Origin of the sequence: Pseudoscardovia radai, assembly GCF_002259605.1 — a bacterium.
GTDB classification, from domain to species: Bacteria; Actinomycetota; Actinomycetes; order Actinomycetales; family Bifidobacteriaceae; genus Pseudoscardovia; species Pseudoscardovia radai.
Genome location: NZ_MWWR01000003.1, coordinates 207538 through 224059 on the forward strand (window position 1 = coordinate 207538; position 16522 = coordinate 224059).

At 65.2% G+C, this 16522-nt stretch carries 8 protein-coding genes; 4 read left to right on the forward strand and 4 right to left on the reverse strand.

Annotated elements, in window-relative coordinates:
- Nucleotides 1–173: 173 nt before the first annotated feature.
- Nucleotides 174–1136 (reverse strand): universal stress protein, encoded by a 963-nt coding sequence (locus tag PSRA_RS01870; protein ID WP_158216286.1) that lies wholly within the window; start codon nucleotides 1134–1136, stop codon nucleotides 174–176.
- Nucleotides 1137–1385: 249 nt separating this feature from the next.
- On the opposite strand from PSRA_RS01870, the gene PSRA_RS01875 reads away from it, so the two are divergent.
- Nucleotides 1386–4010, forward strand: a complete 2625-nt coding sequence (locus PSRA_RS01875; RefSeq protein ID WP_094660159.1) for an ATP-dependent Clp protease ATP-binding subunit — start codon at nucleotides 1386–1388, stop codon at nucleotides 4008–4010.
- 199 nt (nucleotides 4011–4209) lie between these two features.
- On the opposite strand, the gene PSRA_RS01880 is transcribed toward PSRA_RS01875, so the two are convergent.
- Nucleotides 4210–5022: a nitroreductase family protein gene (locus PSRA_RS01880; protein WP_094660160.1), complete on the reverse strand. Its 813-nt coding sequence runs from the start codon at nucleotides 5020–5022 to the stop codon at nucleotides 4210–4212.
- A 390-nt stretch (nucleotides 5023–5412) separates the two neighbouring features.
- Between PSRA_RS01880 and ppgK the strand changes: the two genes are divergently transcribed.
- Nucleotides 5413–6177 (forward strand): polyphosphate--glucose phosphotransferase, encoded by a 765-nt coding sequence (ppgK, locus tag PSRA_RS01885; protein ID WP_094660231.1) that lies wholly within the window; start codon nucleotides 5413–5415, stop codon nucleotides 6175–6177.
- Nucleotides 6178–6324: 147 nt separating this feature from the next.
- Here the strand turns inward: ppgK and PSRA_RS01890 are convergent, their stop codons facing one another.
- Together PSRA_RS01890 and PSRA_RS01895 are read right to left on the reverse strand one after the other, a co-directional pair.
- Nucleotides 6325–7503 (reverse strand): pyridoxal phosphate-dependent aminotransferase, encoded by a 1179-nt coding sequence (locus tag PSRA_RS01890; RefSeq protein WP_094660161.1) that lies wholly within the window; start codon nucleotides 7501–7503, stop codon nucleotides 6325–6327.
- Between the two features lie 151 nt (nucleotides 7504–7654).
- Nucleotides 7655–9907 (reverse strand): hypothetical protein, encoded by a 2253-nt coding sequence (locus PSRA_RS01895; RefSeq protein ID WP_094660162.1) that lies wholly within the window; start codon nucleotides 9905–9907, stop codon nucleotides 7655–7657.
- Nucleotides 9908–10024: 117 nt separating this feature from the next.
- Here PSRA_RS01895 and PSRA_RS01900 point away from each other — a divergent pair, with 117 nt between their 5' ends.
- Entirely contained in the window at nucleotides 10025–13663 is a 3639-nt protein-coding gene (locus PSRA_RS01900) for a hypothetical protein (protein ID WP_143516294.1), read from the forward strand.
- Nucleotides 13664–13721: 58 nt separating this feature from the next.
- The gene (ligA, locus tag PSRA_RS01905; RefSeq protein WP_245834831.1) at nucleotides 13722–16421 is read left to right on the forward strand and encodes an NAD-dependent DNA ligase LigA; all 2700 of its coding nucleotides are present in this window, start codon (nucleotides 13722–13724) and stop codon (nucleotides 16419–16421) included.
- The last annotated feature ends 101 nt before the right edge of the window (nucleotides 16422–16522 follow it).

The window sequence follows — 16522 nt, forward strand, 5'->3', positions numbered from 1 at the left end:
GCGGGAAGATTCATCCATGGCGTCTTCCCGCGGCGTATGGCGTGCAGAATGACAGCCACCGTGCACAATGACGCGCGGCGAAGGTATGCAAACAGCGGGGAGGGATTCCTTCAAAGAATCCCTCCCCGCTGTTTGCAGAAGATGTTCAGCTCGCGCCGTTCAGCTCGTGCCGTTCAGTGCACGACGGTTACGGTGCCCGTGGCGTTCTCCAGCACATACTGGCTCACCGAGCCCAGCACATGCGCGTCGAAACCGCTCAGCCCGCGCGAGCCGACCACCACGCGATCGGCGTCCTCGCTCGCCTGGATCATGCCCTTGCCGGGAGCGATGTGGAAGGCAAGCGCCTTGACATTCACATCCTCGGGAAGCTGCACCTTCGAGATCCACTCCTGCACCTTGGCGCTCGCGAACTCCTGCGCCTCGTCCTCGCTCGGCACACGGTCCTTGAAATCGCCTTCGAGCTTCTTGAGCTGCCAGCAGTACAGAACCTTGAGCTGGCGCTTCTCGTAATGCGCGGCGCGCGCGGCGAACTCGAGGGCGCGCAGCGAGCAGTCCGAGCCGTCAAGACCCACCACAATGGGGCGGGAGGCCGCCGGCTCCGACCTGAGGTCGTCGCTCAGCGCGTTATGGATGTTCTCCTTGACCGCATTCTCCTTGTACTCCGGCACGCGCACCACGGTGACGGGAACATGCGAATGCTCGGCGATGGATGACGACACCGATCCGAAGAACCAGCGGGCGACGGGGCTCAGCGATCGGCGGCCGACCACAATCTGGTCGGATTCCTGGCCGATGCGCAGCAGCGCGGAGCTGCCCGACGCGCGCACGCTGGTGAGCTTGAGCTTCGACATGTCGAAATCGATGCCCTCGTTGGCGATCTCGGCCCATCCGTACAGTTTCTTCGTGATCTGCTCACGGATGGCGCGCCAGCCGTCCTCGTCCTCGGGCTCGGGGCCCATATCCCAGGAATAGGTCCATCCGTACACGGCGTTGACGAACTGGCCGGTGAGCGACGCCTCCTGCATCGCCCATGCCAGTGCGCAGCACGATCCCTTCGATCCGTCGATGCCGACGACGATGTCGGAATTCTTCTTGACGACGGGGAAAGACCCCGTCGAGGTGGAAGGTTCGGTCATGATTCTCCTTTCCAAGGGTCTGACGGTTCTCATAGCCGCATTCCTAGGTACCACTGTAATGGACTCATGCTTCATGCGTGAGTCATGCGTTGTTCTGCGCGTCATGCACCACGTCCGGTCGGTGTCCGGGCGCTCGCGGATTTCGCTGAGGACAAACACATTCAGTTCACAGCGATATTCGAACGATTCCGCCCCATTCGTCATCGCGAATCGGTAAAGTTGCAAGCACTTAGTAGGAGGGTTTATCCGATGTTTGAACGTTTCACCGATCGAGCCCGCAGGGTTATCGTGCTGGCTCAGGAGGAAGCGCGTTCGCTCCAGCACAACTACATTGGGACCGAGCACCTGCTTCTGGGCCTGATCCGCGAAGGTGACGGCGTGGCGGCGAAGACGCTCGCATCCAAGGGAGTCGATCTGGAGACCGCGCGCAAGCAGGTGGAGGAGATGATCGGCAAGGGGCACGCCGTCCCGAGCGGTCACATCCCGTTCACCCCGCATGCCAAGCAGGTTCTCGAACTGTCTCTGCGCGAGGCCCTGCAGCTGGGACACAGCTATATCGGCACCGAGCACATCCTCCTCGGCCTCATCCAGGAGGGCGAGGGCGTGGGCACCCAGGTGCTGGTGAAGATGGGCGTGGACCTCGACGATCTGCGTTCGTCCGTCATCGACGCGATCCGCGGCAATGGCGAGGGCGGCGAGCAGGAGGGCGACCTGGCCAACTCCGGCCATGTTGCCGAGAAGCAGAACAAGAGCGGCTCCGCCATCCTCAACCAGTTCGGCCGCAACATGACCCAGGACGCCATCGACGGCAAGCTCGACCCGGTTATCGGCCGCAGCAAGGAGATCGAGCGCGTGATGGTCGTGCTCAGCCGCCGTACGAAGAACAACCCCGTTCTCATCGGCGAGCCGGGCGTCGGCAAGACCGCCGTCGTCGAGGGTCTGGCGCAGAAGATCGCAGTGGGCGACGTGCCTGAGACTCTGCGCGGCAAGCAGCTGTACTCGCTCGACATGGGCTCCATGGTGGCAGGTTCGCGCTACCGCGGTGATTTCGAGGAACGCCTGAAGAAGGTGCTCAAGGAAGTCCAGACGCGCGGCGACATCATCCTGTTCATCGACGAGATCCACACGATCGTGGGTGCCGGCTCCGCCGACGGCGCGCTTGACGCCGGCGACATGCTCAAGCCGATGCTCGCCCGCGGTGAGCTGCAGGTGGTGGGCGCGACCACGAACGACGAGTACCGCAAGTACATCGAGAAGGACGCGGCCCTCGAGCGCCGCTTCCAGCCGATCCAGGTGCCCGAGCCGAGCGTGGCCGAGACCATCGAGATCCTCAAGGGTCTGCGCAAGCGCTACGAGGACCACCACAAGGTCACGATCACCGATGACGCGCTTCAGGCGGCCGCCGAGCTATCCGAGCGCTACATCCAGGACCGCAACCTGCCCGACAAGGCCATCGACCTGATCGACGAGGCCGGTGCACGCCTGCGCATCAAGCGCCTGACCGCCCCGCCGGAGCTCAAGGAGATCGACCGCAAGATCGCCATGCTCAACTCCCAGAAGACGGAGGCCATCAACGCCCAGGACTTCGAGAAGGCCGCGCATGTGCGCGACGAGCAGGAGAACCTCGAGAAGGAGCGCAAGGAGAAGGAGAAGGCCTGGAAGCAGGGCGCCTCCAACGTCTCCATGACCGTCGACGAGAATGTGATCGCCGACGTGCTCTCCGACACGACGGGCATCCCGGTGTACAAGATCACCGAGGCGGAGTCCTCCAAGCTCATGCATATGGAAGAAAAGCTCCACGAGCGCATCATCGGACAGGATGAGGCCGTCGCGGCCCTGTCCCGCTCGATTCGCCGCGCCCGCGTGGGCCTCAAGGACCCGAAGCGTCCGAGCGGCTCGTTCATCTTCGCCGGCCCGACCGGCGTGGGCAAGACCGAGCTGGCCAAGGCGCTCGCCGAGTTCCTGTTCGACGACGAGGACGCGCTGATCCGCGTGGATATGTCGGAGTACAGCGAGAAGTACGCGGCCTCGAGGCTCTTCGGTGCGCCTCCGGGGTACGTGGGCTACGATGACGGCGGCCAGCTGACCGAGCGCGTGCGCCGCAAGCCGTTCTCCGTCATCCTCTTCGACGAGATCGAGAAGGCCCACCCGGATATCTTCAACACGCTGCTGCAGGTGCTGGACGACGGTCGCCTGACCGACGGCCAGGGCCGCACGGTGGACTTCAAGAACACGATTATCATCATGACGACGAACCTCGGCACGAAGAACATCACGCGTTCCGCCACGACGGGCTTCAACGTCAGCGGCAACACGGAGACGTCGTACGAGCGCATGAAGGAGGCCGTCACCAGCGAGCTCAAGGAGAACTTCCGTCCGGAGTTCCTCAACCGCCTTGACGACATCATCGTGTTCAAGCAGCTCACCGAGCCGCAGGTGCGCGAGATCGTGGACCTCGACCTCAAGAAGCTCAACGACCGCATGTTCGAGCGCCATATCGAAATCGACCTCACGGATGAGGCGAAGAACACCATCGCGCTGCGTGGCTATGACCCGCTGCTCGGTGCGCGTCCGCTGCGCCGCGTCATCCAGAACGATGTCGAGGACGAGATTGCCGAGGGCGTGCTCGAAGGCCGTCTCCACGACAATGAGAAGATTCTCATCGGCACCGAGGGCGAAGGCAAGGACGCGAAGCTCACGTTCACGGGCATCCCGTTCACGCCGGACGGCAAGGTCGAGCCGGCCAAGCCCGCGCCCGAGCTCGTCAGCGTGTCGGCGACGGTCGTTCCCGATGACGACGATGCCGTCGGCGACGACGATGCCGCTGGCGACGACAGCGGATCGTCGGACGGCTCCGCCTCCGATTCCGAGTAAGGGCGGAGACGGAATCACGCCGGATATGACAAGGCCAGGCAATCGGCAAGAAACCGGTTGTCTGGCCTTGTGCGTTGGGTGGGCGCTTAAGGGAAGACAGTCCAGGGAAGACCGCCTAGGGAAGACGGTTCAAGGAAGACCGTCGCTCCGGTACTGTGCCCTGGAACCGTCATCCGGGACAGGCGGCGGAAGCGCGCGGTCAGTCGATCGACTCGTCGCGCGCATAGCGCGCATCGTCGCCCCACGCCCAAGTGCCGCCGCCGGCACCCAGCTGGAAGTGAAGCTTGGCGATGCCGAGGTCAACGAAGGCCATGGGCGTGTGCTCGCCTTCGATGTGGGCACGCAGACGATTGGTCAGCGTGTCGAAGGTGAAGCGCACGGGCTGTCCGTTGCGCGCGCTCGGGGCTTTGATCACAGCGTCTATGCCGGAGCGGAACCAGTCGGGGACGGCGTTCGGGTCGCCAGAGACGGTCACGAGGTCTCCGTATGTCAGCGACGGACGGTGGCCTGCGGCGGCCGCCGCACGTTCGGACAGCGTGAGGTCCTCGACGTGGTCGGCCGAATAACCCACCACGGCGCCGACGATCAGCTCTTCGCTCGACCGGATGCGGAGATGCTTCGCCGCGGATTCCTTGTCCCAACTGCCACCGACCCATACGGTCGACAGACCGCGCATCGTGGCCGTCAGAACCAGACGTTCGAGATAGAAGCCGGCACGTTCCTGCGCCTCGGGGTCGTCTTTGGCGCCGACGGCGGCGAAGTAGTTGCGTGCATTGGTGAAATGCCCGCTTGCATTCGCTTCGGCGAAGGTGGCCGGGTCATCGGTGACGAACTGGATTGACAGGCCCGACAGTGTGTTGACAGCGTTGATTGTGGACCTCAGCTGCCGGTCGAGTTCGAGAGGGATCTCCTCGTCGCTGTATGTGCGCACCGAGGTGCGCACTGCGATGGCGTCCAGCAGTGTGTTGCGATGCGGGCTGATGGTGTTCGAAGATTCTGCATTGTCTGACATGCCCTTATTATTCCACCGCCGTGCGCATGAGCCCGTTGCTGGGCGGCAAACGTCCCAATGTCATTACGTTCCCGGATGGGAAGGAGATAGAGAGGAGGGAAGGGGGATATGGGAGGAGATAGGAAAGGAAGAGGCAGGAAACAGGAAGAATGGGGGCAGGAAGGGATGGGAGGAGGAGCGAAGAGAGAAAGAAGAGAGCGAGAGGATTCGGAGGAAGGGCCGCGGTATCGGAAAGTGCCGGGAAACCCGCCCGATGCGCCATCGGCCCGCGCCATGGGGTACAGTGAAGGCAGGCTGTCGCACGGCGGCAATGATGTGGTCGAACGACGGTGCATGCAGAAATTCAAGAAGCCACAGGGTTCTTGACAAGTGTCGATTCAGGAGGAAACCATGATCGAGACGGCACAGGCATTTGGCATTGACGTGGGTGGCTCGGGCATCAAGGGCGCACCGGTTAACCTCGAGGAGGGAAAGTTCGCGGATGAGCGTCTGCGCATCCCCACGCCGGAGCAGTCCACGCCCGAGGCGGTTGCCGATATCATCAAGCAGATCCTCGACCACTACGATGTCCCGGACGGCGTCCCGATCGGCGTGTCCTTCCCCGCACCCATCAAGCCGGGCAAGCCCCTGGACTTCATGGCGAACCTCGACCAGTCGTGGGTCGGTGTGGACATCCATGCGCTTCTGCGCGAGAGGACCGGCCGCACCGTGCGCGTCGTCAATGATGCCGATGCCGCGGGCGTGGGCGAGGCGCGGTACGGCGCCGCCAAGGACCGCAAGGGTCTTGTGTTCATGACGACGCTGGGAACGGGCATCGGAACCGCCATCATCATGGACGGTGTGCTTGTGCCGAACACCGAGCTCGGCCATCTGACGCTCAAGGGCATGGACGCCGAGCAGTACGCCTCCGACTACGCGCGTACCCGCGATGACCTCAGCTGGAAGAAGTGGGGCCGTCGCCTGACCAAGTATTACCAGCTCTTGGAGCACCTGTTCAGCCCCGACATCTTCGTTGTCGGCGGTGGCGTCAGCAAGAAAAGCGACAAGTACTTCCAGTACATCGAGATCGACACGCCGATCGTTCCGGCCGGCCTTCTCAACGATGCCGGAATCGTGGGTGCCGCGTATTTCGCCTCCACGCAGAAGGATGCCTGAGAGCGGAACGTACTGGGGAAGAAGCCCGCGGGCGTTCATAACCCGGCACACATCCCGTAACGCATTGTGGCCGCACTCCATGGAGTGCGGCCACAGTCGTATTCGCGGGGCTTCCGTATTCGCCGGGCTGTGTGCCGCGGCGGAATGTCAGGCGCCGAGCTCGTCGTGCACGGCCGACAGAATCGTGCGCACGTTCGCTTCGAATACCGTCGGCTCGGGCAGCAGGGAGATTGACAGGAATCCGTTGGAATCCATGTCGAAATAGTATCCGGGCTGGCAGTTCATGCCATAGTCGCGCGCCAGGCGCAGGCCCAGGTCGTTCTCGTCGATCGTGGAAGGGAATCGTACGAGCACGTTCCAACCGCCTTCGCTGCGCATAACGTCCACCACGCCGTCGCCGTCCGTTTTATCGGCGTCGAGAATCGAATGGAGCAGTGCGAGATTGCCGCGCACACGCTCGCCGATACGCGCTGTCTGCCTCGGTGTTTCCTCGAGCATGCCGGGGATGCGCGCGGAGATGATATTGCTCATGGGCAGGAAGTCGTCGGAAATCATGTCGAGATGCCGCTTGGCCTGTGCCACGTCATCCGCAGGGCCGGATACCTGGATCCAGCCGACCTTCGCATGCGGGGCGCCGAGCATTTTCGAGAATCCGTCGAGCGAGAACGTCAGGACATCCTTTTCGCCCGCCCATCGGCGGTTCGTGTCAAAGGGTTCGAGAGGGAAGTCGTAGAACACCTCGTCGGCGATAATCGCCGTGTCATAGCGGCGCGCCAGTTCGATGATGCGACGGCGTTCCCCGGGATGTGTGTAGGCGCCCGTCGGATTGTTGGGATTGATGATGGCGATGGCGCGCACGGCGCCGTCGGCTTCCTCAAGCGCCCGCTCCATGGACGCCACGTCGATGCCCCATGAGCCGTCATAGAACTGGCGGTAGGGGATGGCGCGCGTTCCCGTCAGGGCGCAGATCGATTCGATAAGCGGGTATCCGGGTTTGGGCATGAGAATCGCCTCGCCGGGGTCACACAGCAGCATGGCAAGCCAGGCGTAGGCCTCTGACGTGGAACTGAGCACATACACGTCGTCGGCATCGGTGGGGCTCCCCTGCGGGCGTGAGCTGGCGAAGGCGGCGATGGCCTCGCGTGCCTCGCGGGGGCCGCGCGGATCTGCCGTATACAGCTCGTCGAGGCTTGCGGGAGCCAGACCGTGGTGGGTGGGGTTCGAGTCATTGAGCTGGCCGAGGGGATGGCCCGCGGCCCGTGCCGCCGCTGCCTCGGCGGCGATGGGGTTCATGCGTCCGACGTTCACGCGATGTGAGAATTTCATAGGCCCCACTGTACGCAGTCGCGCGGAAAGGCTCCGGGCTTCGCGCCGGGAAGGCGGGCGGGAGGAAAACGATTCCGCCCTCCGCCTCCCGATTCCGTCACCGCCGTCCGATGCCATCGCCCGCCGATATTGCTACCGCGGACGGGCCGTCTCAGATGAGCAGTTGGAACCAGCTGCGCACGTAGTGGAAGATGCCGGGCTGGTCCGACACAATCGGGTACGAGACATTGCGCACGAAAACCGACTGGAAGCACAGAAGCCCCGCCACGAGCGTGGCGATGAGCACCACCCACATCACGGCAGTCGCGGCGCCCCGGCCCTCGTTGCGCCGCGCCCAGCCAAGCAGGAGAAGCAGCACGAACAGGGCGATGACCACCATGTACAGCGCGAAGTCGATCTTGTAGCGCCACAGCAGACCGCCCTTGTAGCTGATGAACGCGAGCATGAGCAGTCCCGTGCCCAGGCACAGCCAGCAGGTCAGCCATCCGTCGTGCTCCTTGAGCCGGCGCTTGAGGAACGGGAACGCCACGAGGAGCACGAGAAGCGGCGTCATCGCGAACATGCCGCCGATAATCGGTTCGTAGCACTGCCAGGAGCTCAGCGCGGTCTGCGGCGACGTGATGAACGGGAATTCGTTCGTGAACTTCAGCGGCAGGAACAGGTAGTAGAACACGATTTCCACGAACACGTCGAGCGGCTCGTGGTAGTTGTTCAGGTCGACGACCGTCAGCTGATAATCGTTGCCGAAATCGAGCGGCGAGCCGAAGCGCACGTAGTTCCAGAAGCCGAGTCCCGCGAGCACGACGGCGACGGGGATCGCGCACGCCAGCACGTATCCGAGGATGTCGCGCAGCCCCGCGGGCGTCCGGTGCGTCGCCGGGGAATCCGCGGTCATCGCCGCGGCGCGGCGGTTCGTCTGCTTGCAGATCGTGATGACCATCGGGATGAGCAGCACGCACAGCGCCACCAGCGGAGGGCGGCAGCCCAGAAGACAGATCATGAAGAACGATCCCCAGAACAGACGCGCCTTCGACACGCGCACCAGCGTGGCGTCGCCCTCCTTGTCGGCGACCGTCCACACGCGCGTGCGCGGCGCGCCGTTGCGTTTCGCCGGCCGCGACGGGTCGACCACGCGCAGCGCGCTCTGCCACAGGTACAGTCCGATCGAGGCCATGCACAGACCAGCGCAGAAGGGAATCGTGTAGAAATCCACGCGGCAGATCGGGGCCATAATCGTGGACCCGGAGAACAGCAGCACGAACGCGAAGAAAACCGCGGACACGCTGGCGTCGGGGAAATGCCTCTGCACGAAGCGCACCGCGCACAGCGCGCCGAACACCACGGCCAGGCACAACATGAACGAGCCGGCCGTGATCGTGCTCAGCGACAGGCCGCCGTCCGTCCAGATGCTTGTGATGGCCTGGAACGGCAGGAATAGCAGAATCACCGGGATGACGCCGAAATACGAGTAATAGTGCCCGTTGTACAGCACATGGTCCCAGTACACCGGGTAGGCGCCCTGGGACAGAAGCGCCTCGCGCACGCCCGCGTCATACGGGTTCGAGGAATCCGCCAGCTGCGGCGAGACCGTCAGGTCGAGCCATGCATGCCCGTGCAGGATGGCGTCGGCCGTCTGCTGGAACTGGTTGAAATCGTAGACATACGCGTTCGAATGGTGGAACACCGAGGGCGTCTGCGCCAGGCCGTTGCCGATGAAGGCCCATGTCATCGCGGCCGTGCACGGCACGCCGATGGCGAGCCAGAACGCGAGGCGCTGCTTCGTGCTGGCCGTGTCCAGCACGATTCTGTGCAGCTTGGAGCGCGGGCGGAAGGCGATGGCGATTGCCGCGAAGGCGAGCAGGAGGATCACCCGCACGAAGTCGATGTGGAAGGGCACTCGCGCGTTGACAATAACCGAGGAGACGGGGATGCGGGAGCCTCGCGCCTCCTGGAACCAGACGCGGATCTTGCTGACGGGACCGGAATATCCCGTGCGGTTCTTCAGGTACGTGCTCTGGTCGATCTGGTAGCAGAACGAATCGACGCGCCCCGTGATCCATTCGGTGGAGCCGGTGGGCAGCACGTCGATGCGAGTCGCCGTGTCGTTCGACACGGTGTGCTGGTAGCGTACGAGCGACGAGGGGACCATGCGCACGTATTCCACGGGCTGGTCGTCCGCCGTCACCTCGAAGTAGGCCTCCGAGGAGTCCTCGATGCGCACCGTCCCGTCGTCAAGACGGTCCAGACCGTCGCCGAGGGTCTGCTGGGTCTCCTCGGGCTGCGGTTTGGTCAGCGAGTTCCAGTGCGGGAGGTTGAAGACGAAGACCTCAAGCAGCAGGACGACGATCGCCGATGCAAGAAGGAGCGTTTTCCAACCGAATACGGGCAGCTTCCTGTTTTTCACACCCTACATTGTATGGAGGCGCGCGCCAAGGCCGCCATCGACGGCCCGGCACGCCGGCTTCTGCGCCAAGAGCTGATTCGCCGGCGCATGTCTGACAAAGCGGCGACAATGGTGAGCATGACTGGCACTCCGTTCTCCTCAGGAAGAAACAACGATCCGCGGCGCCGTGGGCGCGGCGGACGCCTGACGCGTGCGCTGGCGTCCCTGGGCTCCTCTCTGGGCGGCTCGCGGGGCGGCGCACGGCGCGATGCGGACGTGCCCATGCCGCCTTCCGGCGCGTCCGATGGAAAGGATCGGTTCCTCTTCAACCTCGCGCGCACCCATGTCATCACCCTCGGCCCGCTGACGAAGGCGAGGATGATTCCCGGCGTGCCCGTGTCCTACCCGCAGGCGCAGTGCTACGGCTGGGCGCAGCTCCCGGCCGCGAAATCCCGCGGCTTCTCCATCGGCATCTTCCTCGAACCGCGCCGCTTCCTGCCCATCGCCTTCGCCGACGCACAGGGCCGCGTGTACGTGGGCATGGACGCCGCGCCGAACACGAGCCGGCGCGTACCCGCCCTCGTGTTCGAGAAGGAACGCAACCAGAACGTGCCCCTGAGCTGGCTTTCCGGCGAGCCGCGCACAGACGACGACCTGATCGCCGAGGCGGTGGTGGGAGGCGTCTACGTCAACCGCGAGGGACAGCCGGCGCCCGTCCGCGTCGCCACATGGATCAAATGGCATGACCGCTACACCTTCATGAGCACGCGCGCCGACATCCCGGCGAAGAACCGCTGCAACCTCACGTACCGCGACGCCATCGCCATCGCCTACCTCGAGTTCGACATCTTCTTTGGCAAAGGCGCGCCCGCCAAGGCGTACGGCGCCGACAACATCGTCTCCCATCTGTCGCACGAGGCCCCGCTCGCGGCCATCCGCTCCGCCGCCGACGACATCCGCGCCGCGCGTATGCTCAAGCAGCGCGTCTCCGGCCTCGACGAATACTTCATCGACCTCATGCGCGAGGCCGGCGTCTTCGGCACGATGTCCGGGCTCGAGGCGCGCCACGGCCAGGAGCCGCTGGAGATCGCGCAGTCCGACAGCACCGGCGACGTGTACTTCCTGTGGAAGGAGGATCTGCCGCTGAGGCAGGGCATGTCGGCGCTGCGCCTCGAGGGGGCGCTCAACCGCTTCCTCGCCATCGACACCGAGCTCAAGTACAACGAGTACCAGGGCTTCCTGCCCATCGAAGACACGCTGACGAAGGCGGATGCGGCGCGCATCGACTTCGAGCTGCTCGAGAACCCGGCGCTCGCGATGCTGCACCGCGCCCAGACCGACCCGACGAGGCGCTTCACGGCCCGCAGCAACGCGGTGTACCAGCTGGTGGATTACGCGCGCCGGCGCGGCTTCCTGGAATACGTGCAGCATCCGGACCCCGCCCTCGCCCCGTCGTCGGAAACCGAATGGCCGTCCGCCGATGCGCCGTCTGCCGGCACCTTGTACGCCGATGCGTCGTCCGACGGTGCGGCGGCGTCTGGCAGTGCGGCGTCGTCCGACGGTGCGGCGCGCGGCGGCATGGCCCACGATTCCTCCGCCGTCGCAGAGGACGGAACCCGAGCACACTCCGGAACACCGACGCACTCCGGGGCCTCCCGTCGTGCGCCCGCTGCCCGCGAGGTCACCGACTGCGGTGGCTCCGAATGGGTGTACCGCCGCGTCCTGTCGCATCTTCTCGACGAAATCCGCGTGCCCTTCCGCCATGACGTCGACTTCCGCGCGAATCTCGCCGGCGGAGACGTGGCCGTGGAATACTCCGCGGTCGGGGAATCGTTCATGCCCTCGAAACGCTACGATGTGGCCGACAATTCCTGGATCACGCTTGACGATTCCGCCCGCCGGCGCCTGGCGACCGACTACAACCTGCGCCTGGGCCTTATCATCGCGGCACTCGCCTTCGGCGCCGACGCCGCGGTGAAAACCGTCTCGCTGCGCCTTGACTCCCTGGGGCTTGAGGAGGCGCTGCGCGAGCAGTCCGCCGCCATGGGCGCCCTTCTCGCGTCCTTGCTCAACCCGCTGAGCCAGGCCGAGCAGCATGCCTCCCGCTCCGACCCCAAGGACGGCGACGTGCACGGCGAACGCGGCATCGAGGCCGACGGCGCGGCCGAGGGCATCGGTCCGCTGTCCGGCCCCACGGCGTCCTCCGCATCGGATTCCGCGGCCTCGGGCATCGCGGGCATCGTCGACCCGGACGCCACGGCCGCCTCCTCCGCCTCTGCCTCCGCGGATGCACACGGCACATCGTCGGAAGAAAACGACACGACCGGCAACGGCATGCCGAACCATCCTTCGGCCGGGCAGATGCCCAACGGCTACTCCATGTCCATGCGCTCGCAGGAGATGTCGTCCTCCGAGACCTCCGACTCCGGCGACGACGGGCAGAACCTCGACATGTTCTCGATGCTGCGCCCCCTCGTCACCGTCACCTTCGACCGCGACCGCTTCCTGACGATGCTGCGCGACACGGGCCTGAGCGACCCGATGCGTTTCTTCCGCGAATTCGGCGCCGTCATGGAGCCGCGCGAAGACGGGGGACTGGGGTCCATCGACGCCGCCTTCGACATCCACGGCTCGCGGTTCTCGCCCGTCGGCGCCCAGGAGGTGCCCGAGATGAGCGACGTGACCTTCGAGCCAAGCGTGGCACGCATCCTCGGCTGCACCGATTCCACCGGCCTGTCCATCCAGCGCGCCGACCTGCTCCAGCGCGCCATGTCGGACTTCCACCGCATCGCTTCCGATCCGTCCATGGGCTCCGCCGAGAAGGCACGCGCCGTCATGGGCGTCGTCCACGGCATCGGCGACCCCGAGCTCGAGGCCCACTCCACTGACGTGACCTCCGCCATCATCGACGGCACCGAGATCCCCAACCTCGCGTTCACGGCCACGCATATCCTCGACGAGGCCGACGACGCGGCCCGCTCGCACCTGCATGTCGGGGACATCGACGGCGCCATCGCCGTGGCCGAGGAGGCCGTGGCCAAGATCGATGAGACCTATGCGCATATCGACGGCGTGCCGCGCTACTTCAACTCCTACGCCGAACGCGTGGTGTACAACCGCCTGTTCGCCATGCCGGGGGAGAAGGTCGTGCTCGTGCCCGACAAGCTCTTCGGCATGCATATGGCGCTCGCCAACCTCATCGCGCAGGTCAGAAGCCCCAAGGAGGCCCTGCCGCATCTGCAGATGCTCGTGCAGTACTCGCCCGCGTATTCGGTGCCGCATATGCTGCTGGCCACGCAGATGGTCGTCGCACGCGACTGGGATTCCGTGTATGCGGCGTCGCTGAACGCGCTGCGCGTCTCGCTGGCCAGGGAGGACGCATCGTACGCCTACTACCGTCTCGCCTACGCGGAGTGGATGCGAGACGATTTCGCCGTGGCCGTGGCCTGCTACATGGTGAGCCTGCAGATCAACCCCGACCAGATGTCGCCGGCGGGGGTGGAGCTGCAACAGCTGCGCGGCAACGCCGTCTCGCAGAACATCGATGTGCCGAATACCCTCGACGAGGCCGTGGCGGTGCTGCATGAGGCGAATATCCCGGTGTGGCCGCATATGAAGCTGGCGTCGATCGTGCGCGACGCCGAGCGCGTGTGCGTGGACCTCGGCATGTTCATCCCCGCCGCGAATCTCGCGACCGCGTCCTCGCGCATGAACGACAGCTCCGTGACGCATATGAGCGCCGTGGACTGGCAGTTCCGTCAGTCGCTCGGTGCCTGACGCCGCCCGGCGCAGATATGAACGGCGCAGATATGGCAGATATGGAAGGCGCACAGATATGACAGACGAACAGCTTGCATGGGATTTCGACTCCGACGATCCCGACCCCGTGCCTCAGACGGGCCGTGGCGCTGCCGACGATGGCAAGGCCGACGCGTCGACGCCCGAGGCAATGTCCGCAGCCGACGACGCTGCGCCCGCATCGTCTCCCGACAGCGCGGCTGATAGCGCGTCTCCCGACGAGGAACCGGGAAGCGATGCGTGGATCGCGCATCTGCAGCCGACCGACTCGGATGCCGCGCGCCTGACGGCGCTTGATGTGACGACTCTCGGCCCGGCCCGCGCGGCGAGGCTGTGGGCGAGGGTCGCCGCCTGGGTGGAATCCGACCAGATCGCCTACTACGTCAAGGATGCGCCTGTCTCCTCCGACGCCGCCTACGACGCCCGCATGAACACGCTTCTGGCGCTCGAGGCCGCCTATCCCGAGCTGGACGACCCGCAATCGCCGACCCATCGTGTCGGCGGACAGGTCTCCTCCGACTTCGCCTCCGTGCGCCATCCCTCGCGCATGCTCTCGCTCGACGATGTCTTCAGCTACGAAGAGCTGCATGACTGGTACGACGGCGTGCGCGCCGCCCTCGACTGGCCCGAGGGCAAGCCGCTTCCCATGACCTGCGAGGTCAAGATCGACGGCCTGGCGCTGAATCTCATCTACCGCAACGGCGTGCTCGAACAGGGCCTGACACGCGGAGACGGCGTCATCGGCGAAGACATCACGCCCAACGTGCGCACGATTTCCACGATTCCGCAAAACCTCGGCGGTCCGCATGAGGACATCCCCGAGCTCGTCGAGATCCGCGGCGAGGTTTTCATGCGCTTCGACGATTTCCAGATGCTTAACGACCGCCAGAGGCAGATGGGGCAGCCCGTGTTCGCGAATCCTCGCAACGCCGCCGCCGGCTCCCTGCGTCAGAAGGACCCGCGCGTCACAGCCTCGCGCCGCCTGAGCTTCTACGCGCACGGCATCGGCCGCCTCGTCTGGGGCGAGCACGCGGACCCGCGGCATGACGCCATCCAGGACCAATCGCAGGCCTACGACCTGTACGCGACGTGGGGCGTGCCCGTTTCGCCGCATAACCGTAAGGTCTCCTCCTTTGACGAGATCATCGACATGGTGGAGTACTACGCCGAGCATCGCAACGACATCGAGCATGCGCTCGACGGCATCGTGGTCAAGGTCGACGATCTCTCCTTGCAGCGCCGGCTCGGCGCCACGTCGCGCGCCCCGCGCTGGGGCATCGCCTACAAGTACCCGCCCGAGGAGGTCAACACCGTTCTGCGCGACATCATCGTGCAGGTGGGGCGCACGGGGCGCGTCACGCCCGTCGCCGTGCTCGACCCCGTCTACGTGGCAGGCTCCACCGTGTCCCGCGCCACGCTGCATAACGCGCAGGTGGTCAAGGAGAAGAACCTGCTCATCGGAGACACCGTCATCATCCACAAGGCGGGCGACGTGATTCCCGAAATCGTGGGGCCTGTGCTGTCGAAAAGGGAGGGCAACGCGAACCTGCGCGAATTCGTCATGCCTTCCGTCTGCCCCAGCTGCGGCACGCCGCTTGCTCCGGCCAAGGAAGGCGACATCGACATCCGGTGCCCCAATATCGAGACCTGTCCCGCGCAGCTGACCGAGCGCATCTACAACCTCGCCTCGCGCAAGGCGCTTGACATCGAGCATCTGGGCATCCAGGCGGCCGTCGCGCTGACGAATCCGGAAGCCGACCGCCCCGAACTGGGCGCCTATGACCCCGACCACAAGGAGATCAAGGTGAAGCCGGGCCAGGAGCCCGAACCCTATGTGCCTGCGTCCGGACTGCAGTTGCCCGCCGTGCAGACGCCGGTTCTGACAAGCGAGGCGGATTTGTTCTCCCTGACGGCCGACCAGCTGCGCGACGTGCGTGTGTGGCGCCAGATCCCCGTGGTCGAGGTGCAGAAAGTAACCGATCCGAAAACGGGCAAGAAGCGCGAGATCCGCAGGAAGCTCGGCATGTCGGGACTCTGGCGGCAGGAGTACGCGTTCTTCAAGGCGCCGAAGAAAAGCGAGACGATTGCCGACACCGAGCCGGCCAAAACGACGCTCGACATGCTTTCGGAAATCTCCGCCGCACGGCACGCCGACCTGTGGCGCGTGCTCGTCGCCCTGTCCATCCGCACCGTCGGCCCGCCCACCGCGCGTGAGCTCGCCGGCGCCTTCGGCTCCCTCGAGGCGGTCGAGAACGCCTCCGAGGAGGAGCTGGCGCAGGTTCCCGGCATCGGCGACGACAAGGCGCATATCATCCACGACTGGTTCGCCAAGGCCCACGAGCCGGGGGACTGGCGCGGGAGGATCCTGACGTCGTGGAAGCTCGCCGGGCTCGGCAGCACCGACGAGACGGGTGCAGTCGCGTCCCAGCTCGCCCAGACGCTGGACGGCATGGTGGTGGTCGTGACCGGAACGGTGGACGGCTATTCGCGCGAGGAGGCGAAAACCGCCATCGAGGAACGTGGTGGGAAGGCCACGTCGAGCGTGAGCCGCAAAACAACCGTTGTGGTGACCGGCACGGCGCCCGGTGCGGCGAAGGTGACGAAGGCGGAGGAGCTCGGCATCCCCATGATCGACCAGAGCCAGTTCGCGCATTTCCTCGAGACCGGCCGCTTCACGGCCGACGCCGGGGAGGATGCACAGAAGGACTCGCAGAAGGACGACGGCACCGCGCTTTGAGACGTCGTGCGTCATCGGAGGGTCTTGTGCCATCGGACGCCCGGCAATACAGTGGGGTGGCGGAACGCGGCGCGGACGGCCGATGGATCGTGTCGGTAAAC